Genomic DNA, 25593 nt, shown 5'->3' with positions numbered 1-25593 from the left:
ATCGCCGACTGGATCATCGAGGTGGTCGACGGCCTCGCAGCCAATGGCGAAGACGGCAACACAGAGGTCGAAGCCAAGGTCCGGGCCGAAGTCGAAACCCTTTGCAAACGCTTCCCGATCTACCCAGGCATCTGAAACAAAACGCAAAAGACCTGCCCCAAGACAGGCGTCGGGGGCAGGTAAAAAGACGTTCCGGCGGACTTTCTGTAGCAAAAAAATGCAGAGACGGGTCGGCCAGAACCAGTCGGTCGAGGCGTGGGAAACCATATTCCAGCCTCCGTAACCCCGACCCCCGCCTTCGCTCGCCAGGCCTTCGTTCAAATTCTCATTGGCGGAAATACTCCGGGGCGTGTGAGGGGCTGGCCCCTCACTCGTTCTGGTTCTTGTCGTCGTGCTTGAATGCACCTCCCTCTGAAAGAGTCGGCGGCGACAAGAAAAGGTCGGTTTCTGAACGCTTCAGCCAAACATTATGACGTTGCCATACTGCTGAGCGTGCATTGGGGCAGCTCGACAGGTAGATCCAAACAAAAACCGCACCTGACGCTGACGGTCGGTGCGGTTTTTTCTATAGCTTCGTTTCTTGAAGGTCAGATATCCAGCGTGTGCTGTCTTTCCCACTCGGTGAAGTGGCTTGAATACTCGCCCCACTCTTTATTCTTCAGCTTGAGAAAGGCGCTGGAAAATTCGTCACCCATCGCTGAAGTCAGGACGTTATCCGCCTCGAACATGCGCAGACCATCCAGCATGTTCTGCGGCAGTTTCGGTGCGTCCTTTACCTGATGGCCATCGACATACATGTCGATTTCCTTGGCCTCGCCGGGATCGGCCTTGGTGCGGATACCGTCAATCCCTGCCGCCATGATCACGGCCGGCATCAGATACGGGTTTGTGGAGCCGTCGGGCAGACGAAGTTCCATGCGTCCGCCGCCGGGTACGCGCACCAGATGCGTGCGGTTATCGCCGGCCCAGGTCACGCTGTTGGGTGCCCATGTGGATCCGGACGCAGTGCTTGGCGCGCCGATACGCTTGTAGCTGTTGACGGTTGGGCAACAGATTACGGCCATGCCGCTTCCGTGTTTGAGAATACCGCCAAGGAAGTGTTTGCCGGTTTCGGACAAACCGTACCGTCCTGTCGGAGTGTCATCGGACCCGGCAAAGAGGTTGGTTTTGGCATCCTCGCCCGTTCCGTCCCAAGCCGAGATATGCGCATGCAGGCCATTGCCCGTCAGGGTCGGCAATGGTTTGGGCATGAAGCTTGCCCGCATACCGTGCTTTTCAGCGACATATTTCGCCATGAACTTGAAGAAGCTGAGCTGGTCGGCCATCGCAAGCACATCGTCGAAATCCCAGTTCATTTCCCACTGGCCGTTGGCGTCTTCGTGGTCGTTCTGGTAGTTGCCCCAGCCGAGTTGCAGCATGTATTCGCTGATCTCACGGATGATGTGATAGTTCCGCATCATCGACTGCTGATCGTAGCAGGGCTTGACCCGCGTATCGAGCTCATCGGCCAGCGCCTTGCCATCAGGTGTCAGCAGGGAAAATTCCGGCTCGACACCAATTTTGACGTGCAGGCCCAGCTCTGCCGCTTCGGCAATCTGGTTGCGCAACACGTTGCGGGGTGCCTGTGCGGAATATTCATTCTTCATCACGGGGTTGCCAGGAACCCACGCCATGTCGGGCTGCCAAGGCACCTGAATCGCGGCATCGGCATCGGGCATCACCAACATGTCCGGATGGGCAGGCGTGTAATCCATACCGCCGGCAAAACCCGCGAAACCTGCGCCGCCTTCCTGCATTCCCGCAATCCCGCGGATCGGCACCAGCTTGGTGCGCTGCGCTCCCAAAAGATCGGTGAAATTGACCATGAAATACTTGATGCCGCGCTCTTTTCCCCACGCCTCAAGGTCTATTTCAGATGTCTGAACAAGTTGATCTTTTGCCATAATCAGAACTCTCTCCCAGTTTCTTGGCTTGTTTGGGCGGCCTTTTTGCGGTCCGTCCCCAATGTGAAAAATGCGACACCCGGACAGGTGTCGCATGATCTGTGCTTCAGAAGCCGCCTTTGCCGGGATACCAGTTGGTCCCCGCCAGCGGAACCTGCGCCATTGCGGCGGCCTCCATTGTGAGGGCAACCATATCTTCCGGCTCCAGGTTGTGCATGTGGTTTTTGCCACAGGCCCGTGCAATCGTCTGAGCCTCAAGCGTCATCACCTTGAGATAGTTCTTCAGGCGACGCCCACCTTCGACCGGATCGAAACGCGCCATCAACTCGGGATCCTGCGTGGTGATCCCGGCAGGGTCGCGCCCTTCGTGCCAGTCGTCATAGGCACCTGCTGTCGTGCCGAGCTTGTTGTATTCCGCTTCCCATCTGGGATCGTTATCGCCAAGCGCGATCAGCGCGGCGGTCCCGATTGCCACGGCGTCTGCACCCAGTGCCAGCGCCTTGGCCACGTCGGCACCCGACCGGATACCGCCGGAGACCACAAGCTGCACTTCGCGGTGCATTCCCATATCCTGAAGGGCCTGAACGGCGGGGCGGATGCAAGCCAAAGTCGGTTGTCCCACATGTTCGATAAAGACATCCTGTGTGGCAGCCGTCCCACCCTGCATGCCGTCCAGCACGACGACGTCGGCACCTGCCTTGATCGCAAGCGTGGTATCAAAATAGGGCCGTGCACCGGCAATCTTGACGTAGATCGGCACGCGCCAGTTGGTGATCTCGCGCAGTTCGAGGATCTTGATTTCAAGATCGTCGGGGCCGGTCCAGTCGGGGTGGCGACAGGACGAGCGTTGGTCGATCCCTTTCGGAAGGTTGCGCATTTCCGCCACACGGTCGGAAATCTTCTGCCCCAGCAGCATGCCGCCGCCGCCGGGCTTTGCACCTTGTCCGACGACGATTTCGATGGCGTCGGCCTTGCGCAGATCGTCGGGGTTCATCCCGTAACGCGAGGGGAGGTACTGATAGACCAGCTTGGAGGAATGCCCGCGCTCTTCGGGGGTCATGCCGCCGTCGCCGGTGGTTGTCGAAGTGCCCGCTGCGTTTGCGCCCCGGCCAAGAGCTTCCTTCGCAGGACCGGACAACGCGCCAAAGCTCATGCCCGCGATGGTGATCGGGATATCAAGTTCGATCGGGTTTTTCGCGAAACGGGTGCCAAGCGTCACTTTCGTTTCACATTTCTCCCGGTAGCCCTCCAGCGGATAGCGCGAGATAGACGCACCCATGAAAAGCAGATCGTCGAAGTTGGGGACGCGGCGTTTCGCGCCACCTCCGCGGATGTCATAGATACCCGTCGCGGCGGCGCGGCGGATGTCGCTGTTGACGTCCTGTGAGAATGTCGCGGACTGACGCGGCGTCGTCTGCGGAATGCCTCTGTGTTCCTGGTCTTTCATGGACATGTTCCTCAGTAGGCCGACGCGTTATCGACGTCGAAGTTGTAAAGATTGCGAGCCGAGCCATAGCGGGTGAATTCTTCCGGCTTGGCATCGGCACCTGCGCGCTCCAGCAAATCCTTGAGGATTTCGATATGTTCGGGCCGCATTTCCTTTTCTTCGCAATCCGCGCCGAGGCTCTTGACCTTGCCGCGCACGAAAAGCCGCGCCTCATAGCAACTGTCGCCAAGCGCATCCCCGGCATCCCCGAGCACCACAAGGTTGCCCGATTGTGCCATGAAGGCCGACATGTGGCCGATATTGCCATGCACGACAATGTCGATGCCCTTCATCGAAATACCGCAACGCGAAGACGCATTGCCTTTGATGACAAGCAATCCGCCGTGACCGGTCGCACCGGCATACTGGCTGGCGTCGCCGTCAACGACGATGGTGCCGGACATCATGTTCTCACCGACGCCAGGCCCGGCAGAGCCGTGCACATTGATCGTCGCCTGCTTGTTCATGCCGCCGCAATAGTATCCGGTCGATCCCTTGACCGTCACTTCGATAGGAGCGTCCAGACCGACCGCAATGGCGTGGCTGCCTCTGGCGTTCACAATTTCCCATGCGGTCTGGTTGGTGTCAGCAGTCTGGGCGTGCAGCTGCTCGTTAAGGGCGCGAAGCCCTTTTGCCTCAAGGTCTATGGTCTGCATCTCAGGCGGCCTTCTCGATTTTGGTGGGATCGTCGCTATGGGACCAGAAATACACGGTCGCTGGCTCCGGCTCCCAGACGCGGGCGGTCTCGATGCCGGGCAGGTTTACCAGCGCACGGTATTCCGATCCGAAAGCGACATATTGATCTGTCTCTGCCATGACGGCGGGTTTGCAGGCGATGGGGTCACGCACGACACCAAAGCCGTCCTTTGTGCCCACGACGAACGTAAAGAAGCCGTCGAGATCATCCAGAGAGGATTCGAGAGCTTCGCCCAGTGTGGCACCGTTCTGCATCTTCCATGTCAGATAGGCTGCACCCACTTCGGTGTCGTTTTCGGTTTGAATGAGGATGCCGTTCCGGCGCAGCTTGCGGCGCAGGGAATTGTGGTTCGACAAGGAACCATTGTGCACGAGACACTGATCGGAACCGGTGTTGAACGGGTGTGCACCCATTGTGGTGACAGCCGATTCGGTTGCCATGCGCGTGTGACCGATGCCGTGCGTTCCGCTCATCTTCTCGACGTGGAAACGGGCCGCCACGTCCTTTGGCAGGCCGACCTCCTTGTAGATCTCAAGCGACGAGCCGGCACTCATCACCCGGACGTCCGGGCGGATTTCGCTCAGGATCTCTCTGGCATGGGCGATCTTGTCGGCGGGCATCGACAGAACGGCATGAGTGTCATTGCGCTCGGCTTTGACATTGGCACCGATCGCGTGACCCAGTTCGTCACCGATCGAGGCAAAGTCCTTGTCTGCGTTGTCGGATTGCACCGTGATCTTGGCGCCTTCATCAGACCCGTTGCCATAGATCGCGATCCCGGCGCTATCGGGACCCCGGTCGGTCATGGTCACAAGCATATCGGTCAACATTTCGCCCAATTTAGGTTCGAGCGATTTATCCTTTAGGAAGAGTCCAACGATACCACACATCGCTTTGATCCTTTCTGCGAGTTTCATTTTCTAGGTTAGCACTCGGCAAAAGAATATTCAACTAGGAAGAATATTATTTTCACAAGAGGAACGGCGCGCACATGCTGATTTCGTGCGCGCCGTGGGGGTGGATTCAACAACGATTACCCAAGTTGGAAGATCTGATTGGCCGCTATGACCACCGCAATCCCGGCCGCAAGCGTAAGATAAGGCTTCATGCCCGCCTTACGGATCTTGATATCCGTGTTGCCTCCGATCGTAAGATCCTCAAGCATCTTGGCGGGGAACTGACCTTTGTCGGTGATATAGTGACGATAGGCGAAGACGGGCAGAATGATCGCGATCGCGATGATCGCAGAGCGCATCGTGCCTTCACCCCATACGTTCGCTCCGGCACCCAGCAGAACCGCATTCACGAAGGCAAGTCCGCCACCGATCCAAAGCATGATCGTCGGGGCCTTCCAGGGTCGTGTTGCATTGGCGTTGTCGATCCGGTGCAGCCAGCCCGAATGCAGATTCAGGAAGTTGAACACCAGATAGCAGCAGTTCGAAACCGCCAGGACGAACAGGTAATCGGACATCATCAGCAGGATCAGGTTGAAGCCAAGGTCAGTCCACATGCCGTTGACCGGCGCGCCGTGCTCGTTGGTGCGCGACAGGAATTTCGGCAACCAGCCATCCACCGATCCCTGATACAGTGTCCGTGACGATCCCGCCATCGATGTCATGATGGCCAGCACCAGTGCCAGAAACAGCATCACAACCATGATCTTGGCAATGATGGAACCACCGCCGACCATGCCGGCCATGGCACCTGCCACGGCAGAGCCGTCAACGATTCCGGGCTCCAGCATGCCTTCAACGCCCAGAACGCCCTGAAAGCTGATCGGGACCAGCGTGTAGATCACGACGCAGACAACCCCCGCCGCAATGATCGCACGAACGGTGTCACGCTGTGGGTCGCGGAATTCGCTGGTATAACAGATCGCGGTTTCGAAGGCATATGCAGACCATGCGGCGATGAACAACCCGCCGAGGAACAGCGTTGTGCCCTCGATATTCCACGATCCCGTGTTGGGAACGAGGGGCAGGAGATTCGTCGAGAGAACATCACCAGAGAGAATCGGTACAAGCCCCACGATAAGGAGCGGGATCATCACGGCGACGCCCATGATTGTCTGGATCTTGGCCGCGCGGGAAATGCCGTGATGCTGGGCCATGAAAACCAGCAGCAAAATCACGGTGCCCACGATGGAGGTGGCGTTGATCCGAAGGGTCAGACCTTCGTTCAGAAAATCCAGATTAAGCAGTGTGATCTGCCACGCGTTGACGGTCGCATCGGCTCCGAACAGGGACGTCAGGACATATCCCGCCGCCAGACCGCCGCCGATCGCCAGAACCGGCGTCCAGGCCAGCCAGTTGCACCAGACCGACAGGGGCGCGATCACCTTGGAATAACGCACCCATGCAGCGGCCCCATAGACCGACGCACCGCCGGATTTGCTGGGAAAAAGCCCGGCGATTTCGGCATACACAAAGGCTTGCAGGAAGCCGAAGGACACGGAAAGCATCCATATGGCCCAGGACGGGTTTCCTACTGTTGCGGCGATTCCTCCAATGGAAAACAGGACGAGTGCAGGCACGCCCGAGGCCATCCAGAAGGCGTCTTTCCACCCGATCGCTCGGTGGAGGGTGCCATCACCCGCAGATTGCGTGGCGTTTTCGGTTGTTGAAACCATCATGTTGCTCCTTGTTGGTGATTTTTTATCGTTTTTGCGGTGGTAAGTTTCTTTCGAAAGCTCGGCCCGTTCGATCATTAAGTATGGCAAAACTTGCCTGTCAGGAAACTATTTTTCGTTAAGTATTGCTTTTTTTGAGTTACACCTGTCAACTGTTCAGAGGGATGCCGATGAATTTTGCAGCCAACGCCTTCAGTAATTTTTCGCTAATATGGGCTGGAAGATGGTTAGGCTTGGTTTGGTTTCATCGGCTGGGGCTATCGCCCCAGGCCCGGAATTGAATGAAACGGCCTCTGCGCGTCAGTGGTCGTAGTGAATCAAGGAGTTTGACATGACAGCATCCTGGAGGTTTTCGGCCCTGGCCGACCGTCACCGCGCAATGGGGTCCAATCTGGAGGACTGGGGCGGAATGGGTACGGCCTGGACCTATGACAAGGACCAGACCGAGGAATACATGGCGATTCGGACGAATGCCGGGTTCATGGACGTTTCCGGGCTGCACAAGGTGCATCTGGTCGGCCCGCATGCCGCGCATGTGATCGACCGCGCCACCACGCGCAACGTCGAGAAGATCAAGCCAGGCCGTTCGTCCTATGCTTGTATGCTCAATGATGAAGGCAAATTCATCGACGACTGCGTGATCTACCGGATGGGGCCGAACTCCTGGATGGTCGTTCACGGTACGGGCGGCGGCCATGAGCAGTTGACCATGGCGGCAACGGGTCGCGACGTGGATGTGCGTTTCGACGACAATCTGCACGACATCTCGTTGCAAGGTCCGAAAGCCGTCGACTTCCTGGAAGAGCAGGGCGTGCCGGGCATTCGCGATCAGGTCTATTTCAGCCACCAGCACACGACACTGTTCGACAAGCCGGTGACGATTTCGCGCACGGGCTATACCGGTGAGCGCGGCTACGAGATTTTCTGCCGCGGGCAGGACGCACCGCATATCTGGGATACGCTGGTTGAAAAGGGCAAGCCCAAGGGCATCATCCCGACACGTTTCACCACGCTCGATCTGCTGCGTGCGGAAAGCTATCTGCTGTTCTATCCGTATGACAACTCGGAAATGTATCCGTTCGAGAATGAAAAGGCCGGCGATACGCTTTGGGAGCTGGGCCTGGATTTCACCGTATCGCCGGGCAAGACCGGGTTCCGCGGTGCCGAGGAACACTACCGCCTCAAAGGCAAGGAGCGGTTCAAGATCTACGGTGTCAAACTGGAAGGCAAAGAGCCTGCCGAAGAAGGCGCGCCTTTGCTGAAGGACGGCAAGCAGGTGGGCGTCGTGACGATCGGGATGTATTCACCGCTGAACGAGTGGAACGTCGGCATCGCCCGGATGCCCGTTGATTGCGCGGTGGATGGCACCCAGATGACCGTGAAGAACGAAAGCGGCGAGATCAAATGCGTTGCACATTCGCTGCCATTCCACGACCCGGACAAAAAGCGCCGTACGGCCAAGGGTTGATCACAGCTTCGGCGCGGCGTTCAATACGCCGCGCCTTTGTAAATAATCATACCAGCAGGGGAAGTTAATCAAGGATGAGCACGTTCAAATTCCCGCCATCGATCACAAGCAGACCCGTCTACGGAACGCTGGAGCCGCGATCCGGCAAGCACCATCTGATGATCGCGGACGCCGAGGGCGCCGAGGCGCTGTTTGATCTTGTGGAAAAAGATCCAGATCTGATCGCGCATGCCCATATCATGTATTTCCCTGCCGCAGACGACACCGGGTATGCTGAAAAGCTAAAGGCATTTTCACCTTCCAAACTCTATGTCGGGCCAAGCTATAGCGCGGCCGTCCCGCGTCTGCGCAGGATATTGCAGGACGCCCATATGGGTTTGCAGGTCTACCTGGCAGGCACCGAAGGGCTGATGGGGCAGGCAATGTCAGAAGCCACCAACGCCGGCATTCCGCATACCGCAATCCAGACCGAACATCGTGGTTCTGTCGCGCGGCGCATGCAATGTGTGCATTGCAAGGGCATCACCGAAAATGTTGTGACAGATCCGTTCACATGCTCGCATTGCGGGCTGAACCTTTTTGTGCGCGATCATTATTCCCGCCGGATCGCTGCGTTCCAGGGCGTTTGTGTTGATGCCGAAGACCCAGGCAACGTGCCTCCAAAGCGGGAGTTGTACTCATGAGCGCCGGAACCAACAAGATTGGCGTCGTTGTCACCGACATCGTACCGCTTAATGAGCTGGTCACGCGGTTCAAGTTCGAGCGCGCGGATGGCGGATTGCTACCGACATTCTCGGGCGGGGCACATACCGTGATCGAGATGAAGGATGGCGAAACAACCCGCCTGAACCCCTATTCCCTGATGTCGGACCCGGCAGACCGTCATGCCTATACCATCTCGGTGCGGCGGGACGATGCCGGGCGGGGCGGGTCGCTTTTCCTGCATAAGAATGTGCGGATCGGCGATGAGATGGTGATCAGCTATCCGGTCAACCTGTTCGCGCTGGACCTGCGCGCGCACAAGCATCTGATGATCGCGGGCGGCATCGGGATCACCCCGTTTCTGGCACAGATCAAACAACTTTCTGCCACCAACGGGCGCTTCGAGCTGCACTATGCCTGTCGCAATCAGGCGTTGGGATCATATGTCGACGATCTGACGACGGCGCATCCCAACAATGTGCATGTCTATTTCGACGATGACGGGCAAGCCCTTGATCTGGAAAACCTGTTGGATGGCCAGCCCCTGGGTACGCATATCTACATTTGCGGCCCCAAAGGCATGATCAACTGGGTGCGCGACACGGCAGAGCGCCTGGGTTGGCCGCGCGAAGCGGTGCATTACGAAGAATTCCTCGCCCCGCAATCTGGCAAGCCGTTCACGGTGAAACTGGCGAAGTCCGACCTGGAGTTCGAAGTCGGCGAACACCAGAGCTTGCTTGAAGCGATTGAAGCTGCCGGTGTCGATGCGCCGTATCTGTGCCGCGGCGGTGCATGCGGGCAATGTGAAACGGACGTTCTGGAAGCCGATGGAGAGATCCTGCACAGGGATCACTGGCTTGAGGACGACGAAAAGGAGAGCGGCAAGAAAATCATGCCCTGCGTCAGCAGATTCGAGGGCAGGATTATCGTGTTGGACCGATAGGGAGAGACCGCGATGACCATTCAATTCAACGACGAAACATTCCGCGACGATTACACTTTCACGAACTCCGAGCGGGCGATCAAACGCTTTCCGTTCCCGTTCCATGAAGACAGTTACATGTATTCGGTCAATATGGAGCAGCATCAAGGCGGCCCAGAGGGCAGCATTTATGAAAAGCGCTTTGACGTGGATGAACATTACATCTCGGAGATGAAAGACCGGGCACTTGTGCTGGACGAGGATCCGCTGCGCTGCCAGTCCCTGCCGCATATGACGCTGGCAGGCTGGGACTTGCTTGAACTGATCATGGTCTCGAAATCCGAGGATTATCCGGACCTGTTCGAGCTACACCGTGATGGCAACAACTGGCACTGGATCAACAAGCCTTTGGGAATCGAGCAGAAGTTCGTTTTCATGGACGAATCGACGCTGCCTTATGGGCCGATGGAGTATATCACCCGCCAGACTCAGGGCGATTTCGCCTTGCTGGACCAGCGGGATGAAAACCTGTGGATGGATGCCGGCACGGTCACGACCCAGGCCGATTGGTCGCTGGATTTCGACATCGGGATGAATTTCTTCGAATGGCACGCGCCCGTGCCACTGGCAGCCGAGATGGGGGTTTTCAAGCGGGCGCTGAAGTTCCTGCTGAACATCCAGCAGGGGATGCCGGCGCGGCGCCTGAACTGGACGATGACGGTCAATCCGCTGCTCGATACCAGCCCGGAAAACTATCATAAATGGGGTGTGCAGAAGACGACGCTGACACCAGAAAATGTTGGCCAGAAACAATATCTGCGGGTTGAATTGCAGACCTTTTTTCGGCTCCCGCGTTCAAACGGGATGGTTTTTCCGATCCGGTGTTATCTGATTTCGCTGGAAGACCTGGTCACCATTCCCAAATGGGGCCGCCGCCTGCATCGTGTCATCCGCGATGTTCCGGAAGAACTGGCCACCTATAAAGGTTTCATCGACAATCGCCCGCTCATTGTCGACTACCTGTCGAAGTTCGATGATGGCGCACCCACATCGGATGGCGTCTGGCCGGATTAGGGCGATTGCACAGTTCCGCGGCTGGGTTGCCTGCCGCGGTAAATGCTGGTGTTATCGGGGATTGTCCGCGACGCGCGTGGCAATCCCGCACAGTGGACATCTTCGCTTTCGTTATCGTCAGCTTGACTGGTGCTCTATTTCGCGATGGTGCTCACCAGGCCCGAGTCCATATCACAAAGGCGACAAGCGCTTCAGCTTGATTGCGGATAGGCGATAATCGAAAGATAGCGTGCCGGCAGCTTTGCCAGCACTTCCGGGCCATGTGGGGCATCGGCATCAAAAAACAGCGTATCACCGGGCCTTAGCGGATAAAGGTCGTTGCCATGCCGATAGTCGATTTCACCTTCCAGCATGTATATCGTCTCAATTCCGTCATGCTGAAAGACCGGAAAAATATCGGATTCTTCTGACAATGTGATCAGGTAGGGTTCGACCACCACACCGCTGGCATTCGAGCCGATATGACCCAGTAGATTGTACTGATGCCCTGCGCGTGTGCCACGGCGCGATATTTCTGCGCCTTCACCGGCTTTGGTCAAAACCGCGCTTCGGCTTTCTTCAAATCCGCGGAAGAACGAAGTCAACGGCGCGCTAAGCGCATGGGACAAGGCCTGTAACGTGGTCAGCGACGGCGACGTATTGCCGTTTTCGATCTTGGACAACATGCCGATCGAAAGGCCTGTTGCTTCGGCAAGTTCGAATACCGTCATATTTTGCTGTCGACGAAAGGCTCTGACTTCTTTGCCGATGGCGACTTCAAGAACTTTTTCTCGTTCGCCGCCGACCTTATGGGGGTTTTGAGACAATACTTTTGAGGACCTGTCGGCCTCGCTCTTCGCCTTCTTCATTATGTATCGCCTTTACCTTCAATCCCTTCAACGTAACATATAGTTGAAGGGAATCTGCTTCAACCGCAGACCGGCGCACAATAGATTGCGCTGGCATTATGCACACAGGTAGCAGCCATGAATGGTACCAACAAATCAACGTCATTGGGGTTCTTGATCTATCCCGGTTTTCCGATGGCCTGTCTGACATCTGCAATAGAACCGTTGCGGGCCGCGAATGAAATCGCGGGAGAAAAGGCCTTTTCCTGGCTACTATTTTCCGAGACAGGGTCTCGGGTGTCGTCAAGTGCGGATGTCGGGTTTGACCCGGACTCCTCATTGGACCAGGCGGCGGAGCTGGATTTCCTCTTCCTGCTCAGCAGCCCGCAATCACGGTTCGTGGATAAAAAGGCATCAGATGGCCACTTGCGGCGTCTGGCGCGGCATGGCGTGCATATGGGCAGTATCAGCGGAGGCGTTTTCCCTCTGGCACGTTCGGGGCTTTTATCGGGCTACAAATGTAGCGTTCACTGGTGCTACGAAGCGGCATTCGCTGCCGAGTTTCCTGACCATGTCATGACCGACGACGTGATCAATATAGATCGGGGGCGTCTGACCGTTTCAGGATCGGCCGCAGCGTTCGATCTGATGTTGCATCTGATCGAAGAACGGCTTGGCGAAGAGGTTACAACCGAAGTGGCCTGCTGGTTCCAGCATCCGCTTGTGCGTGGGGCAGGGGTTCGGCAGAAAATTCCGACTGTCGGAAAGCAAAGCACATCCGATATGTTGCCGCCCGCCGTGGCGCAAGCTGTCGAGATATTTGCCGATCATATTCAGGACCCGGTCGGGCTGGACGATGTTGCGCAGACAGTTGGTGTTTCGACCCGTCAGCTTGAACGCGTGTTCAAGCAGGCCACTGGCCAAAGCCCGTCGCATTATTATCGCGCGCTGCGAATGAAGGCTGCCCGGCAACTTGTGCTGTATTCCCGCGACACGATGTCGGAAATTGCAAACGCGGTCGGCTATGTCAGCGCCGCACCAATGACGCGCCATTACCGGGATGCGTTCGGCATCAGTCCCCGCGAAGATCGAAAGACCATCAATATGTTCCGGGTCGAGAACAACGTCTCGATTCCTTCGACCTAACGCGGGTGCCGTTGACTGTGACCCCGTTCAAATAGCACTGGCCGCAGCGACGGTCAGGGCATGATGAATCGAACCTGCCGATGAACGCGGACCGATCACGCTGAAATGCGCGTCTTTCGTGCGGCAGATCAGAAAACATCCCAGATGTTCCAGCCGTGTTCGCGTGACCTGACCTTGTATCATTGCACGGGTATCCGCGTTGCACAAACGTTCCAGAACGTCGTGGCAGCGCGTTCCTTCAAGGTCGAATCGGCACCAGCCATCGGTCTGTTCGGTGACCGACGCCGCGTCGCCGACAGCAGATTTGACCTCTGCTGCCAGTTCTTCGTGGCTGTCATGCGGTGCCTCGATCATCCATTGCTGCGGTCCGGTCCAGAACGCGGTGAAATCACCGCTCGTCGCAGAGGCGGCGACATCGGGCAATGACGCGCCAAGCAGGTTTTGCGCAGCGGTCGCGGTGTCTTGCTCGCGTCCGCGTCGGGCGGCAAGGGATGCCAGCGCCCAATCGGGACATTCGGAGATGGTCAACCCGGCGAATCTGTCGATTTGCGCAGTGGTGCTGCCAAGCGGTGTGAGCGGTTTCAAATCATGCACGGAGCCGTTCTCCTTCGGGATCGACGAAATGGGCGCTGACGACTTCAACCTCGACATCAGCCCCTGTCAGCGGTGTCGTAAGGATCATGACTTCGCCAAGACGGTTGCCACCATCCTTGAGAAAGCCAAGCCCGATGGACGAATTGAGGCTCGGAGAGAAGGCGGCGGAGGTGATATAACCCTGATCATGCTCGGCGTCCTTTGGCGTGCCCTTTGTCATCAGGTGACCGCCGGCCGTGACCTTGTCTGCGTTGTTGACCGGCTTGAAGCCGACCAGCATCAGCGCATCCGGCTGGTTCAGGCCTTCGCGCTCTGACAGGGTGGATCCGATGCTATCTTTCTTCTTGGACACCATGCGGCCCATACCAAGGTTCAGTGCCGTGGTCGTGCCGTTCAGCTCATTGCCTGCGGCGTGGCCTTTTTCGATACGCATCACGCCAAGAGCTTCGGTGCCGTAAGGAACGACATCGAATTCTTGGCCCGCTTCCATGATCTTGCGGAACAGCGCATCGCCATAACGTGTCGGCACGGCGATTTCATACGCCAACTCGCCGGAGAAGGAGATGCGGAACAGGCGCGCACGCAGGCCACCGCAGACGGTGATCTCGCGACAGGCCATGAACTCGAACCCTTCGTTGGAGATGTCGAATTCAGGGTCCACGATCTTTTGTAGCAGCTTGCGGGAATTCGGCCCTGCCACAGCATATTGTGCCCAGGCCTCGGTCGTCGAGATCAGTTGAACGTCCATGTCCGGGAACAGGCATTGGCGGACAAATTCAAGATGCCGGTAGACATTGACCGCATTGGCCGTGGTCGTTGTCATCACGAACTGGTCTTCGGCCAGGCGGGCGGTGGTGCCGTCATCCATCGCGATGCCGTCTTCGCGCAGCATCAGCCCGTAGCGCGTCTTGCCGACCGCCAGTTTGGCGAATGCGTTGGCATAGACCTTGTTCAGAAACTGCGCCGCATCGGTGCCCTGGATGTCGATTTTACCCAAGGTGGTCACGTCGCAGACACCAACCGACCCGCGCACCGCATTGACTTCGCGATCTACAGTTTCCCGCCAATGGGTTTCACCGGGTTTGGTAAACCATTGCGCGCGCAGCCAGTTGCCGACTTCGACAAAGGTTGCGTTGTTCTCGGTGGAATACTTGTGGCTTGGTGTCTCACGGACGGGGTGGAAATGCTTGCCCCGTGCGCGGCCACCCATCGTGCCCATAGGGACGGGCGTATAGGGTGGGCGGAACATTGTCGTGCCGACCTCGGGGATGGATTTGCCCGCAAGCTCGGCCATGATCGCAAGGCCACCCATATTGGAGGTCTTGCCCTGATCGGTGGCCATGCCCAGCGTCGTATAGCGCTTGAGATGTTCGACCGAGCGGAAGTTTTCCTGATGCGCCAGCTTGACGTCCTTGACGGTCACATCGTTCTGCTGGTCCAGCCAAGCGCGGCCCTTTCCGTGTTTGACGTACCAGAACGGTTGCAGGTTTACTGGCGTATCCTCGGCCTGGGGCAGGTCGATGGCCGGTGCATCAATACCCAGGTCGTGCAAGGCCGCTGCGGCCTGATCGCTGCCGGTCTGCAAGGCAGCAGCGGTTGAAAAGTCACCCTGCGCCGCCCCGGCGACGGACATTCCCGGCGTGCCGGTGTCGCCCGGCACGAATGCGGCGATTGCGTCATTCCACACAGGACGGCCGCGCTGATGGCAAGTCATGTGAACATTGGGGTTCCATCCGCCCGAGACGCCAAGCGCGCCACATTCGATGGTGCGTTCGCTGCCGTCGGCCTGCTGGATCTTGACATAGTTCAGGCCCAGACGTCCCGCGGTATCAATGACCTGCGCACCCGCCAGCAACTCGCAATCAGCGATGCGCGGGGCATCCGCGCGGGTGTCGATCACGGCTGTGACCTTGACGCCCTTGGCCAACAGATCGACCGCGGTGCGGTGCCCGTCATCGTTATTGGTGAAGACGGCCACACGCGGCGCTGCGGTCACGGCCCAGCGATTGGCATAGGCGCGCATGGCGCTTGCCAGCATGATGCCGGGGCGGTCATTGTTTTCGAACGCGATCGGACGTTCGATCGCCCCCGCGCAGACCAATGCCCGCTTGGAATAGATGCGCCACAGGATCTGTCGCGGCTTGCCCTTGGGCGGCACGGCGAGGTGATCGCTGACACGCTCCACCGCGCTGTAAATGCCGTGGTCAAACGCGCCCAGCACGCTAGTGCGCGCCATGCAGCGCACATTCGGCATCGCCTCCAGTTCCGCGATGGCGGCTGCGATCCATGCCTGTCCGGACTGGTCACCTATCTCATAGGTTTCGGCATTCAGGCGGCCGCCAAAGACGAAATCTTCGTCGGCAAGGATCACCTGCGCCCCGGCACGTCCCGAGCGGAGAGCCGCAGCAAGCCCCGAAGGTCCGCCGCCGATGATCAGCAGATCACAGTGCAGAAAACCCTTGTCATATTCATCTGGATCTTCCTGCAACGACAGTGAACCAAGCCCTGCGGCCTTGCGGATGATCGGCTCATACAGCTTTTCCCAGAAAGCGGCCGGCCACATGAACGTTTTGTAGTAGAAACCGGCGGTCAGAAAATGCGAAAACCGGTCATTGATCGCCATGGCGTCGAATTTCAGCGATGGAAAACGATTCTGGCTTTTCGCCTCCAGCCCGTCAAAAAGTTCCGCCGTGGTCGCGCGGGTGTTCGGCTCTTGCCGTGCGCCGCTGCGCAGTTCGACCAGCGCGTTGGGTTCTTCGCTGCCCGCAGTCAGCACGCCGCGCGGACGGTGATACTTGAACGACCGGCCCATCAGCCGGACATTGTTGGCCAGCAGCGCAGAGGCAAGCGTATCACCGGGATGACCCGCATAGTTTTTGCCGTCAAAGCTGAATTTCAGTGACCGCGAAGTATCAATCTGGCCGCCGGTCAGGCGATTCGTCTGTTTGTTGTCGGTCATTTGCTGCGCCCCTTGCTGCGAGCCACATCGGAGGCCATTTCGACGTCCGTGATCTCATGCGTCAGCGTGTTCCGCGTGACGACAAGCCAAGATCGGTCGCCTGTTTCGTGAAACCACAACTCGCGGTGGAGCCCGGCCGGATTATCGCGCAGATACGCGTATTCATAGAACTGTTCCGCGGCATTCTCTGCCTCCCAATCGGGTCGGTCGATCAGAGAAGCATCGCCAAGAAACGTGAATTCCTGCGCGTCGCGGGGGCCAAGAAGAGGGTGATTGATAATCATGTCTGACGGCTCCTCAATGCAGGTTGGGCTGAGCGCCCATACCTTTTTCGTCGATCATGTATCCGCGGCGGAAGCGATCGAAACGATATGCGGTGGCGAATTCGTGCGGGGCGTCGGTGGCCAGAAGGTGGGCGTAGCACATGCCCGATGCCGGCGTTGCCTTGAAGCCGCCATAACACCAGCCGCCGTTGAAATAGAGCCCGTTGATGTCGGTGCGGTCGATGATCGGAGAGCCGTCCATCGACATGTCCATGATGCCGCCCCACATCCGCAGCAAACGCGCACGGCCAAGGGCCGGGATCAAGGCCATGCCGCTTTCGCAGACATCCTCAACCACGGGCAGGTTGCCGCGCTGCGCGTAGCTGTTGTAGCCGTCTGGATCGCCGCCGAATACCAGCCCGCCCTTGTCGGACTGACTGCAATAGAAATGACCCGCGCCGTAGGTGATGACGCCGGGCAGGACCGGTTTCAGACCTTCTGTGACAAAGGCCTGCAACACGGTGCTTTCGATCGGCAGCCGCATGTTCGCTTTCGACATCAGCCGGGACGACGATCCCGCGACGCAACTGGCAACCTTGGTGCCGCCGATGAACCCGCGCGAGGTTTCGACGCCCAGGCAACTGCCATTCTCGATGCGAAAGCCGGTCACTTCACAATTCTGGATGATATCGACGCCAAGACTGTCGGCGGCGCGCGCATAGCCCCAGGCCACGGCGTCATGGCGAACGGTGCCGCCACGATGCTGGGCCAGACCGCCCTTGATCGGGAAGCGCGCGTCGTCGAAGTTCAGGAATGGATACCGCGCCTTGATCTGATCGACGCTGAGCATCTCGGCGTCGGCACCGTTCAGGATCATCGCATTGCCGCGCCGGGTGAAGGCGTCGCGCTGTGCATCGGTGTGGATCAGGTTGAGAATCCCGCGCTGGCTGACCATCGCGTTGTAGTTCAGTTCCTGCTCCAGCCCTTCCCAGAGTTTCAGCGAGTACTCATAAAATGGCTCGTTGCCATCCAGCAGGTAATTCGACCGGATAATCGTGGTGTTGCGGCCCACATTGCCGCCACCGATCCAGCCTTTCTCAAGAACAGCAATCCGGCTTTTGCCATATTCCTTGGCCAGGTAGTAGGCAGTGGCCAGCCCGTGGCCTCCGCCACCGATGATGATGTAGTCATAGGAAGACTGAGGCTCAGGATCTCGCCACGCGGGCTTCCAGCCCTTGTGCCCTGTCAAAGCTTCCTTGATGACTCGTAGACCCGAATACCGCATGGAACGACCTCATTCATTTGAGACACGATATTGAGCCGTTCAGCTGAAATGTTAAGGTTCTGATCGGACGTACACCTGTTCAAATCCGACATTTGTCAGATTTCTGTGCTGTCAGTCCGCATAGCTGGGCAAGGCCGCTGCGACATCGGTCAGCCATTTTTCGACGATCTGGCATTCGTCGAACCGTTCCCTTTTCTTGGGACGAAGCAGGTAATATCCTTCGTTGGTCCGCACCCGCAAATCACCCATCGGGCGCACCAGCGTGCCTTTTTCAAGATGTCCGTCGACAAGATGGCCCCAGCCAAGTGCCAATCCCAGCCCATCTACTGCGGCCTGTATTGCCAGCGGATATGTGTTGAAAAGCGCAGCCTGTTCCGGTTCGCTCCCGCTGGCGTCGACTTCGGACACCCAGGATTTCCAGTTCATCCATTCCTTGTGTTCCGAACTCACTTCTATCAGGTCCTGCTCGCCTAACGCTGCAAGACTTGATGCTGACGGATTGGCGGCAAGATAGTCAGGCGAGCAGACCGGGAAAACGGTTTCTCCAAATAAATGTTGCGCCTCATGGCTTGGCCATTCTGCATTTCCGCGCAGGATTGCCAGATCCACGGTATCGCTCAGACATTCCGAATCGTCGTCCGAGGCAACAAGCTTGATCTTGATGCTTCGGTTGTCGCGACGGAATACCTGTAGGCGCGGCATAAGCCAAAGCGCCGCGACCGAATTCGTCGCCGCCAGTGTGACGGATTTGATCTGGTCTTCCGACACGATGCGCCGCGACGTGTCACGCAGGCTTTGCAAGGCGGGCTTTATCAGGTTCAAGAACCGTTCGCCCTGTGGCGTCAGATGGATGGATCGGTGGCCGCGCATGAACAATGGCACATTATAGTGATATTCAAGCAGCCGCACTTTCCGGCTGATCGCGGTTTCGCTGATGTTCAGTTTGCTGGATGCGCCGACGAAACTCATGTGTTCCGCCGCTGCTTCGAACGCCAGCAGATAGTCCAGCGGCGGCAGTGCGGGGTTGCCTTTTTTCATCTTCCGACCACCGTTTCGTTGGGGGTTGCGACGTTCTTGACTAACATCCAGAGGGCTGCCGCCAACGTATATCTGGCGCTAATTAATGCGGGCAGAGAATATCAAAATAACATTCGAAGAAAAGCAGATTCAGAGGCAGTATGAGATCCAGTTCGAGGCAGACTCGGACGGATCGAAAATCTACGCCATTTCACGCCTAGAGGGCCTGAAACGTTCACTTCCGCCAATGCCGAGTGGGATGACTTCCATGAACATGACTATCAAGCCGATTTTCCAAACCCCTTATGAACGTGCCGGCGTGGTGACACCCGGACTGCCCATCCTGCCGCATGGAGTGGAGCGACATCCGGTGCCCGGCGGAGGTAGCCGCGCGGTCAGAATATTGAAAGGGGACGAGATCACCGTACAGGACCGTGAAGGCCTGCAACCGGTTGAGTTGGTCTTCTTTTCTCCGGACGGCAGTTCGGATGCCGGAATGATCGGTGCAAAAGGCGGGCGGGATCCTGCCGGTCTGAAGGCGGCGTTGCTGGGCGACCCTTCTGGTGCCAAGGTTGTAAAGGCGCTTGAGGCGGCCGGATTCGACATTGCCAAGGCCGACGGCACAGTGGTTTTCGCAGACGGGTCCCATGCGGGCGATTACCAGACATTTACAGCCACGTCCGATGGCCTGCTGATCGTCTGCGCACCCGGCGCACCGATGGAGCCGCATGAACAATGGGCACCGACCGAAGTCGCGCTTTATGTGAAACGCGCCGATCCGGGCGAGGTGAAAGGCGGCTTGTTGCCGCCCGAACCGCTGGCCGATCCGCTGCTGGATTTCAACATTCTGCCGGGCGAGGCGAAGGCCTACGAGGTCCGCGCGGGCCAGTACATTCAGGTTCTGGATGTGCAGGGCCGGGAATGTTCGGATTTTCAGGCGTTTTCGCATCGCGCGCTGGACCGCGGGCTGGAACGTGAAATCGACCCGACCACAACACGCTCGATGGTGGGGTCGCTCTATCCCGAGCCTGGGCTGTTCGCCAAGTATTTCAACTCCGATCAAGAGCGGATTGTAGAAATTGTCCGCGATACTGTCGGACGGCACGACACGTTCGGCCTGTCCTGTACCGCGCGTTACTACGAAGACCTCGGCTATCCGGGTCACGTCAACTGTTCAGACAATATGAACATCGAACTGGCGCAATATGACGTGCGGCCGCGCGGCGGCTGGCCCGCGATCAACTTCTTCTTCAACACGATGCTGGACGATACGAATGCGATCAGCATGAATGACCCGTATTCACGTCCGGGGGATTACGTGTTGTTGCGCGCGCTGACCGATCTGGTCTGCATTTCGACGGCCTGTCCATGTGATGTGGACCCGGCAAATGGTTGGAACCCCACGGATATTCAGGTCCGTACTTACGAAAAAAGCAACGAATTCAGCCGCTCTATCGGTTGGCGAAAGACTCCGGAGGCGGATATGGAAGAGACCAAGAAGACAGGATTTCACGAGTGTTTTGCGCGCCATACGCGCGATTTCACTGAATATCAGGGGTACTGGTTGCCAAACCAGATGACCAATCACGGTGCCATTGCCGAATATTGGGCCGCGCGCGAAAAGGCCGTGGTGATGGATTTGTCGCCGCTGCGCAAATACGAAGTCACCGGCCCGGATGCCGAAGAGCTGATGCAGCTTTGCGTCACCCGCGACATCAAGAAACTGTCGGTCGGCGGGATTGTCTATACCGCGATGTGTTATGAACATGGCGGCATGATCGACGACGGCACCGTTTACCGTCTGGGCGAAACGAACTTTCGCTGGATCGGCGGCAACGACCAATCCGGTCTGTGGCTGCGCAAGCAAGCGGTCGAGCGCGGATTGAACGCCTGGGTGCGCGCGTCCACTGACCATCTTTGCAACATCGCGGTTCAGGGCCCGCTGTCGCGTGATATTCTGAAACAGGTGATCTGGACACCTCCGCAGCAGGCAACGGTCGAGGAACTGGCATGGTTCCGATTGACGATCGGGCGCCTGCATGAATTCAACGGTCCGTCCGTTGTGGTCAGCCGTACCGGCTATTCCGGCGAACTGGGATACGAGGTGTTCTGCCATCCCAAGGACGCAACAGAAGTGTTCGATGCGATCTGGAAGGTCGGCGAGCCGATGGGCATGATCCCGCTCGGTCTTGCCGCGCTGGACATGCTGCGGATCGAGGCGGGGCTGATTTTTGCCGGATCGGAATTCGACGAACAGACCGACCCGATGGAAGCTGGCATTGGCTTTACCGTTCCGCTGAAAAGCAAGACGGATGATTTCATTGGACGCGCCGCATTGGAGCGTCGCAAGGCGACACCGTCGCGGAAACTGGTCGGACTGGATCTGGAAGGCGGTATCGTACCCGTTCCCGGTGACTGCGTTCGCGTCGGAAAGCCCCAGATCGGCGAAATCACGTCGGCCATGAAATCGCCGGTTCTCGGCAAAGTCATTGCGTTGGCGCGGATCGACGTTGCGCACGCGGAAATCGGGACCCAGATCGAGGTTGGTCAGTTGGATGGCGAACAGAAGCGCCTGAAAGCCACCATCGTTCCGTTCCCGCATTTCGATCCGAAGAAAGAGCGCGTGAAGGGCAACTACGACTAATCACGTCGGGTTCGACATAAAAAAGCCCCGAGGCCGGCCAGGCTTCGGGGCTTTGGTGTTTGTCAGGCCCGGTCGATAATCAGCAGGCAAGCACCCATGATCTTGCGGGTGTCGTCATAGACGTTTGGCCTTTCACCGCGCCAACGACTGAAATGCCGGTGTCTTGATGGGGCAGGGGCGGTCAGCATCCGCAGCGTCTCTTCAGTCTCGGCCGCGAAATTGGAAAACCGTTTGCGCATGTTGTCGTGAAAGGTGTCGCGGTGTTTCGCTTCCAGCCGCAGATGGAACAGCGAGCTGCGCGACCGCGGCGCGACATTCATCGTTGCGATCTGACTGGCGGCGGTTTTCCAGATCTGCAAAGCGCGGGCCTGATGGAGGGCAGCACGGTGCGGCTTGTTCCCGGCCATGGCAATCAATGAGAGATTCGCGTGGCATGTCGCACGACGCAGATCATTCCTGTCAAAACACAGGCGCGTCAGCAGATCGGCCTGACGGAACCGGCTTGCGGCCTTGGCCTGCACCCCCTCGGCCCAGGCGAGATTCCCCGCCTCAAGCAGACGTTCCCAGACCAGATCGGCGCGCGACCAGCCAGCCGCGCGCGCCATCTTCATCTCGGCATCGCTGCGATCAAAGCCCCAGATACGCCGCCCGAACGTGTTCGTTGTCATGCAAATCCCCCGCCGGTCCCTCTAGCGCCATATTGCCGGATTCCAGAACATACGCATGGTTTGCCAATTCCAGCGCCAACACAGCATTCTGTTCGACCAATACCACCGAAAGCCCGCGCGCGTTTATCTCTTCGATGATCTGTGCGATTTCCTCGACGATCACGGGGGCAAGACCCATGGACGGTTCGTCCATCAGCAAAATGCGCGGGTCGGACATCAGCGCCCGCCCAATCGCAAGCATCTGTTGCTCGCCACCGGACATGGTTTGCGCCCGCTGCCGCCGCCGTTCGCGCAGCCGTTCAAACCGCTTGAAGACATCCTCAAGGTCGGCTTCGATCTTGTCACGATCCTTGCGCAGAAACGCACCCGTGCGCAGGTTTTCCTCGACCGTCATGTCGGGAAAGATGCGGCGGCCTTCGGGCACATGCGCGATGCCGTTCGCCACGATCTTGTGCGAGGCCATCCCGTCGATGCGTTTTCCATCAAAGTGGATTTCACCCGAGTGAAGCGGCAGCATTCCGGACATGGCCCGCAGCGTGGTCGTCTTGCCCGCCCCGTTGCCACCGATGATCGTCACGATCTGACCTTCGGGAACGCCGATCGAGATATTGCGGATCGCGGAAATCTTGCCGTAATTCACACTTATGTCGCGCAGTTCAAGCAACATGACGCGCGCCTCCCAGGTAGGCTTCGATAACGTCGGGATGATTGCGGATCTCGGACGGTCCGCCTTCGGCCAGGAATTTTCCGAAACTCATACAGGTGATGTTGTCGCACAGGCCCATGATCGCCTGCATGTCATGTTCCACCAGCAGGATCGTTGTACCTTCGGCGCACAGACGGCGCATCAGTTCCATCATCTGTCGGGTCTCTTCGGGGTTCATCCCGGTAAAAGGCTCATCCAGCAGGATCAGGTCGGGGCGCGAGGCATAGGCCACCGCCATGCCAAGCGCGCGCTGATGCCCGTGCGACAGATCGCCCGCAAGCTCGTTTTCAAGACCGCCCAGACCGAAAAACTCCAGCGACGACCTGGCCCGGTCAAGCGCATTCCGCCGGGCTGCGCCGTCAAGGCCCAGGATGGCTGCAAAGATGTTTGGCCGGAAGGTCATATGCGTGCCGACCAGCGCATTGTCCAGCACCGAAAGTTCGCCAAAAAGCGTCGAATGCTGGAAGGTGCGCACGATGCCACGGTTGGCGACGTGGTGCATGGGCAGGCCCGAGATTTCCTCGCCGTTCAGCAAAACCTTGCCGTCGCTTGGCGTATAAAAGCCCGAAATCATGTTGAAAGTTGTGGTTTTGCCTGCACCGTTCGGTCCGATCAGACCATGAATGTGGCCCTTTTCAACCTTGAAGTTCAGGCCGTCGACGGCCGTCAGACCGCCAAACCGCATGGTGAGGTTCTGCACTTCGAGAAGGGAGGTCATTTGGCTTCCTTTCGGCGGGTGAATTTCTGCACGATGCTTTCAAGCCCATTTGGCATGAACAGGATCGAAAGGATCAGGATCAGACCGTAAATCAGCGGTCGGGTCTGTTCGAGGCCAAGCTCGCGCAGCACGATTTCGTTCAGGATGGTCAGGACGATGCATCCCAAGATCGGTCCGTAGAATGTACCGGTGCCGCCGACAATGGCCCAGGTCAGAACGAACACCATCACCTCGACATCAAAGCTGTTGGGGTTGATCGTGCCGATGTAATGCGCAAGCAATGCGCCGGCGATCCCTGCAAATCCGCTGGCGATCACGAAAGCCAGCGTGCGGTAGCTGCGCAGGTTCACGCCGGATGCCTGTGCAAGTTTGTCCTGCCAGTGAACAGCGTGAAAGGTAAGGCCGACGGGCGATTTCTCGATCCGCCACAGGATCCACAGGCACAGCGCGACCACGACAGCGGAGAAGTAGAAGTAGCTGACCGGCTCGAAGAAATCGAATTGGTAGATGCCGATGGAAAAGTCTGGCATCGGGTCGATGCCCTTGATCCCCTTGGCACCACCGAACGGATCGCGAAAGCGCTTCCACATGAGGCGGATGATTTCGCCCGCAGCGAAACTGCCGATCAGAAAGTAGAAGCCTTTCATGCGGAACAGCGGATAGCTGAGCAGAAAGGCGATGAAAGCCGCCGAAGCGCCGCCCACCAGAATACCCAGCGGCACCCAAAGGCCCAGTTCCTTTGTCACCAGCGCCGAAGCATAGGCACCAACACCCATGATGACGACATGGCCAAGCGACCATTCACCAGTCAGCGTCAGCAACCGGTAAGAGGCCACGACAAGGATATTGATCGTCAGGAATACCAGTACTTCCTGCTGCGAAAAGCTGACCAGATTGGGCAGGATGATCAATGCGACGGCTACGACCGCCCAGATAAGGAAATTACGCACGATCCGCACTCCCGAACAGGCCGGTGGGCTTGACGATCAGCACGATCAGCATCAGGGAAAGCCCGGTGATATCCGCCAAAACGCCGTCATAGAAGGTTGTCACGAAAGTGTGCACGAAGGCATAGACGACCGAAGCCACCACCGCCCCTTCCAGAGATCCGACACCGCCCACGATGATGACGATGAACGCTGTGACGATGATGGTGTGCCCCATATGCGGGTTTACCGAAACCAGCGGCGCGGTCAGCGCCCCGGCCAGCCCGGCAAATCCCGCGCCGATGAACATTGCAATCATCGCTGTCTGCGTGACAGATATGCCTTGCAGCGCGGCAGCTTCGGGATCCTGCGCCGAGGCGCGTAGCGCCCAGCCAAAGCGGGTGCGCTTGAGGAAATACCACAGCGCCGAAAGCATCACGACCGCGGCAATGATCACATACAGGCGCGCGACGGGTATGCTGATCTTGTCAGCGAAAACGATGACATCCTGGGTGAGGGGCGGAACATATTCCATCCGTACACCGAAACCCAGCACTGCGAGGGCTTGCAGGATCAGCAGAAAGCCGATCGAGGCCACAAGTCCGCCCAACGGATTGTCGCGCAAGGGCCGAAACAGCGCGCGCTCCATGATGAGCCCGAGAATGCCGACAAATATCAGACCTGCCACCACGGCCACAAAAAAAGGAACCATTCTATCGGCATAAAGGGCGACAACAACGTAAGAGCCGGCCATGAACAGCTCGCCATGTGCAAAGTTGATCACGCCCATGACGCCAAAGATCAGGACCAGCCCGACGGCCACAAGCGAAATATAGGACGCAGCATAGGCGGCGTTCAGGCCGGTCTGGGCCAGAAGTTCAAACATCACGAATACTCATTTTTTGCAGGGTTCCCGCAG

The 25593-nt window shown here is 58.1% G+C and carries 22 protein-coding genes and 1 pseudogene; 7 read left to right on the top strand and 16 right to left on the bottom strand.

Annotated features, from left to right (window positions below; all coding sequences use genetic code 11):
* Positions 1-135: pseudogene (glyA, locus tag B8991_RS22065) on the top strand (serine hydroxymethyltransferase); the annotation flags it as partial.
* A gap of 452 nt (positions 136-587) precedes the next feature.
* On the opposite strand, the gene glnT reads toward glyA, so the two are convergent.
* The 5 genes from glnT to B8991_RS19030 all read right to left on the bottom strand — a co-directional run bounded on the left by glnT (position 588) and on the right by B8991_RS19030 (position 6755).
* Entirely contained in the window at positions 588-1943 is a 1356-nt protein-coding gene (gene glnT, locus B8991_RS19050) for a type III glutamate--ammonia ligase (RefSeq protein ID WP_084354879.1), read from the bottom strand.
* Positions 1944-2049: 106 nt separating this feature from the next.
* Positions 2050-3390 (bottom strand): FMN-binding glutamate synthase family protein, encoded by a 1341-nt coding sequence (locus B8991_RS19045; protein ID WP_084354878.1) that lies wholly within the window; start codon positions 3388-3390, stop codon positions 2050-2052.
* 11 nt (positions 3391-3401) lie between these two features.
* Positions 3402-4085, bottom strand: a complete 684-nt coding sequence (locus B8991_RS19040) for a GltB/FmdC/FwdC-like GXGXG domain-containing protein (RefSeq protein WP_084354877.1) — start codon at positions 4083-4085, stop codon at positions 3402-3404.
* A gap of 1 nt (position 4086) precedes the next feature.
* Entirely contained in the window at positions 4087-5016 is a 930-nt protein-coding gene (locus B8991_RS19035; protein ID WP_084354876.1) for a class II glutamine amidotransferase, read from the bottom strand.
* 143 nt (positions 5017-5159) lie between these two features.
* Positions 5160-6755 carry a trimethylamine N-oxide permease gene (locus tag B8991_RS19030; RefSeq protein ID WP_084354882.1) on the bottom strand — a complete coding sequence of 532 codons (1596 nt, stop codon included), beginning with the start codon at positions 6753-6755 and terminating at the stop codon, positions 5160-5162.
* Positions 6756-7086: 331 nt separating this feature from the next.
* On the opposite strand from B8991_RS19030, the gene B8991_RS19025 reads away from it, so the two are divergent.
* The 4 genes from B8991_RS19025 (at position 7087) to B8991_RS19010 (ending at position 10921) form a co-directional block, all read left to right on the top strand.
* Entirely contained in the window at positions 7087-8223 is a 1137-nt protein-coding gene (locus tag B8991_RS19025; RefSeq protein ID WP_084354875.1) for an aminomethyl transferase family protein, read from the top strand.
* A 74-nt stretch (positions 8224-8297) separates the two neighbouring features.
* Positions 8298-8906, top strand: a complete 609-nt coding sequence (locus tag B8991_RS19020) for a dimethylamine monooxygenase subunit DmmA family protein (RefSeq protein ID WP_084354874.1) — start codon at positions 8298-8300, stop codon at positions 8904-8906.
* Positions 8903-9868, top strand: coding sequence for a PDR/VanB family oxidoreductase (locus tag B8991_RS19015; RefSeq protein WP_084354873.1), 966 nt, complete (start codon positions 8903-8905; stop codon positions 9866-9868). Before B8991_RS19020 ends, B8991_RS19015 begins: the two co-directional genes overlap by 4 nt.
* Positions 9869-9880: 12 nt before the next feature.
* Entirely contained in the window at positions 9881-10921 is a 1041-nt protein-coding gene (locus B8991_RS19010) for a heme-dependent oxidative N-demethylase family protein (RefSeq protein ID WP_084354872.1), read from the top strand.
* Positions 10922-11112: 191 nt separating this feature from the next.
* Here B8991_RS19010 and B8991_RS19005 read toward each other — a convergent pair whose 3' ends face one another.
* Positions 11113-11769 (bottom strand): helix-turn-helix domain-containing protein, encoded by a 657-nt coding sequence (locus B8991_RS19005; RefSeq protein WP_084354871.1) that lies wholly within the window; start codon positions 11767-11769, stop codon positions 11113-11115.
* Between the two features lie 117 nt (positions 11770-11886).
* Here B8991_RS19005 and B8991_RS19000 point away from each other — a divergent pair, with 117 nt between their 5' ends.
* Positions 11887-12894, top strand: a complete 1008-nt coding sequence (locus tag B8991_RS19000) for a GlxA family transcriptional regulator (protein ID WP_084354870.1) — start codon at positions 11887-11889, stop codon at positions 12892-12894.
* 27 nt (positions 12895-12921) lie between these two features.
* On the opposite strand, the gene B8991_RS18995 is transcribed toward B8991_RS19000, so the two are convergent.
* The 5 genes from B8991_RS18995 to B8991_RS18975 form a co-directional block, all read right to left on the bottom strand.
* A complete protein-coding gene (locus B8991_RS18995; protein WP_084354869.1) occupies positions 12922-13488 on the bottom strand; it encodes a sarcosine oxidase subunit gamma in 567 nt (188 codons plus the stop codon).
* Complete coding sequence (locus tag B8991_RS18990; RefSeq protein ID WP_084354868.1) at positions 13481-16447, bottom strand: sarcosine oxidase subunit alpha family protein; 2967 nt, start codon at positions 16445-16447, stop codon at positions 13481-13483. The genes B8991_RS18995 and B8991_RS18990 overlap by 8 nt, the downstream gene beginning before the upstream one ends.
* Positions 16444-16731, bottom strand: a complete 288-nt coding sequence (locus tag B8991_RS18985) for a sarcosine oxidase subunit delta (protein ID WP_084354867.1) — start codon at positions 16729-16731, stop codon at positions 16444-16446. Before B8991_RS18985 ends, B8991_RS18990 begins: the two co-directional genes overlap by 4 nt.
* A gap of 13 nt (positions 16732-16744) precedes the next feature.
* Positions 16745-17995, bottom strand: a complete 1251-nt coding sequence (locus tag B8991_RS18980) for a sarcosine oxidase subunit beta family protein (RefSeq protein ID WP_084354866.1) — start codon at positions 17993-17995, stop codon at positions 16745-16747.
* Between the two features lie 111 nt (positions 17996-18106).
* Positions 18107-19033 carry a LysR substrate-binding domain-containing protein gene (locus tag B8991_RS18975; protein WP_084354865.1) on the bottom strand — a complete coding sequence of 309 codons (927 nt, stop codon included), beginning with the start codon at positions 19031-19033 and terminating at the stop codon, positions 18107-18109.
* 253 nt (positions 19034-19286) lie between these two features.
* On the opposite strand from B8991_RS18975, the gene B8991_RS18970 reads away from it, so the two are divergent.
* Entirely contained in the window at positions 19287-21656 is a 2370-nt protein-coding gene (locus B8991_RS18970) for a trimethylamine N-oxide demethylase (RefSeq protein WP_084354881.1), read from the top strand.
* A 62-nt stretch (positions 21657-21718) separates the two neighbouring features.
* On the opposite strand, the gene B8991_RS18965 is transcribed toward B8991_RS18970, so the two are convergent.
* The 5 genes from B8991_RS18965 to B8991_RS18945 are packed head-to-tail and all read right to left on the bottom strand — an operon-like array spanning position 21719 to position 25560.
* Positions 21719-22324, bottom strand: a complete 606-nt coding sequence (locus B8991_RS18965) for a hypothetical protein (RefSeq protein ID WP_084354864.1) — start codon at positions 22322-22324, stop codon at positions 21719-21721.
* A complete protein-coding gene (locus tag B8991_RS18960) occupies positions 22284-22991 on the bottom strand; it encodes an ABC transporter ATP-binding protein (RefSeq protein WP_084354863.1) in 708 nt (235 codons plus the stop codon). Before B8991_RS18960 ends, B8991_RS18965 begins: the two co-directional genes overlap by 41 nt.
* On the bottom strand, positions 22981-23748 hold the full coding sequence (locus B8991_RS18955; RefSeq protein ID WP_084354862.1) for an ABC transporter ATP-binding protein: 768 nt from the start codon (positions 23746-23748) through the stop codon (positions 22981-22983). The genes B8991_RS18960 and B8991_RS18955 overlap by 11 nt, the downstream gene beginning before the upstream one ends.
* Positions 23745-24698, bottom strand: a complete 954-nt coding sequence (locus tag B8991_RS18950) for a branched-chain amino acid ABC transporter permease (RefSeq protein WP_235866702.1) — start codon at positions 24696-24698, stop codon at positions 23745-23747. The genes B8991_RS18955 and B8991_RS18950 overlap by 4 nt, the downstream gene beginning before the upstream one ends.
* Entirely contained in the window at positions 24691-25560 is an 870-nt protein-coding gene (locus tag B8991_RS18945) for a branched-chain amino acid ABC transporter permease (RefSeq protein WP_084354860.1), read from the bottom strand. Before B8991_RS18945 ends, B8991_RS18950 begins: the two co-directional genes overlap by 8 nt.
* Between the last annotated feature and the right edge of the window lie 33 nt (positions 25561-25593).

The sequence above is a fragment of the Primorskyibacter flagellatus genome (assembly GCF_900176485.1).
GTDB lineage: Bacteria > Pseudomonadota > Alphaproteobacteria > Rhodobacterales > Rhodobacteraceae > Primorskyibacter > Primorskyibacter flagellatus.
The sequence above is the reverse complement of the archived record's forward strand: the minus strand, read 5'-3'. Positions and strand labels throughout refer to the sequence as shown.

What these genes read in the sequence shown, in the direction of transcription:
- B8991_RS19005 (WP_084354871.1), bottom strand. Translation starts at nt 11,769, where the DNA reads ATGAAGAAGGCGAAGAGCGAGGCCGACAGGTCCTCAAAAGTATTGTCT.
- B8991_RS18945 (WP_084354860.1), bottom strand. Translation starts at nt 25,560, where the DNA reads ATGTTTGAACTTCTGGCCCAGACCGGCCTGAACGCCGCCTATGCTGCG.
- B8991_RS19015 (WP_084354873.1), top strand. Translation starts at nt 8,903, where the DNA reads ATGAGCGCCGGAACCAACAAGATTGGCGTCGTTGTCACCGACATCGTA.
- B8991_RS18975 (WP_084354865.1), bottom strand. Translation starts at nt 19,033, where the DNA reads ATGAAAAAAGGCAACCCCGCACTGCCGCCGCTGGACTATCTGCTGGCG.
- B8991_RS19025 (WP_084354875.1), top strand. Translation starts at nt 7,087, where the DNA reads ATGACAGCATCCTGGAGGTTTTCGGCCCTGGCCGACCGTCACCGCGCA.
- B8991_RS19000 (WP_084354870.1), top strand. Translation starts at nt 11,887, where the DNA reads ATGAATGGTACCAACAAATCAACGTCATTGGGGTTCTTGATCTATCCC.
- B8991_RS18970 (WP_084354881.1), top strand. Translation starts at nt 19,287, where the DNA reads ATGACTATCAAGCCGATTTTCCAAACCCCTTATGAACGTGCCGGCGTG.
- B8991_RS19045 (WP_084354878.1), bottom strand. Translation starts at nt 3,390, where the DNA reads ATGAAAGACCAGGAACACAGAGGCATTCCGCAGACGACGCCGCGTCAG.
- glnT (WP_084354879.1), bottom strand. Translation starts at nt 1,943, where the DNA reads ATGGCAAAAGATCAACTTGTTCAGACATCTGAAATAGACCTTGAGGCG.
- B8991_RS18965 (WP_084354864.1), bottom strand. Translation starts at nt 22,324, where the DNA reads ATGACAACGAACACGTTCGGGCGGCGTATCTGGGGCTTTGATCGCAGC.
- B8991_RS18990 (WP_084354868.1), bottom strand. Translation starts at nt 16,447, where the DNA reads ATGACCGACAACAAACAGACGAATCGCCTGACCGGCGGCCAGATTGAT.
- B8991_RS18955 (WP_084354862.1), bottom strand. Translation starts at nt 23,748, where the DNA reads ATGACCTCCCTTCTCGAAGTGCAGAACCTCACCATGCGGTTTGGCGGT.
- B8991_RS18985 (WP_084354867.1), bottom strand. Translation starts at nt 16,731, where the DNA reads ATGATTATCAATCACCCTCTTCTTGGCCCCCGCGACGCGCAGGAATTC.
- B8991_RS19030 (WP_084354882.1), bottom strand. Translation starts at nt 6,755, where the DNA reads ATGGTTTCAACAACCGAAAACGCCACGCAATCTGCGGGTGATGGCACC.
- B8991_RS19035 (WP_084354876.1), bottom strand. Translation starts at nt 5,016, where the DNA reads ATGTGTGGTATCGTTGGACTCTTCCTAAAGGATAAATCGCTCGAACCT.
- B8991_RS19020 (WP_084354874.1), top strand. Translation starts at nt 8,298, where the DNA reads ATGAGCACGTTCAAATTCCCGCCATCGATCACAAGCAGACCCGTCTAC.
- B8991_RS18960 (WP_084354863.1), bottom strand. Translation starts at nt 22,991, where the DNA reads ATGTTGCTTGAACTGCGCGACATAAGTGTGAATTACGGCAAGATTTCC.
- B8991_RS19010 (WP_084354872.1), top strand. Translation starts at nt 9,881, where the DNA reads ATGACCATTCAATTCAACGACGAAACATTCCGCGACGATTACACTTTC.
- B8991_RS18980 (WP_084354866.1), bottom strand. Translation starts at nt 17,995, where the DNA reads ATGCGGTATTCGGGTCTACGAGTCATCAAGGAAGCTTTGACAGGGCAC.
- B8991_RS19040 (WP_084354877.1), bottom strand. Translation starts at nt 4,085, where the DNA reads ATGCAGACCATAGACCTTGAGGCAAAAGGGCTTCGCGCCCTTAACGAG.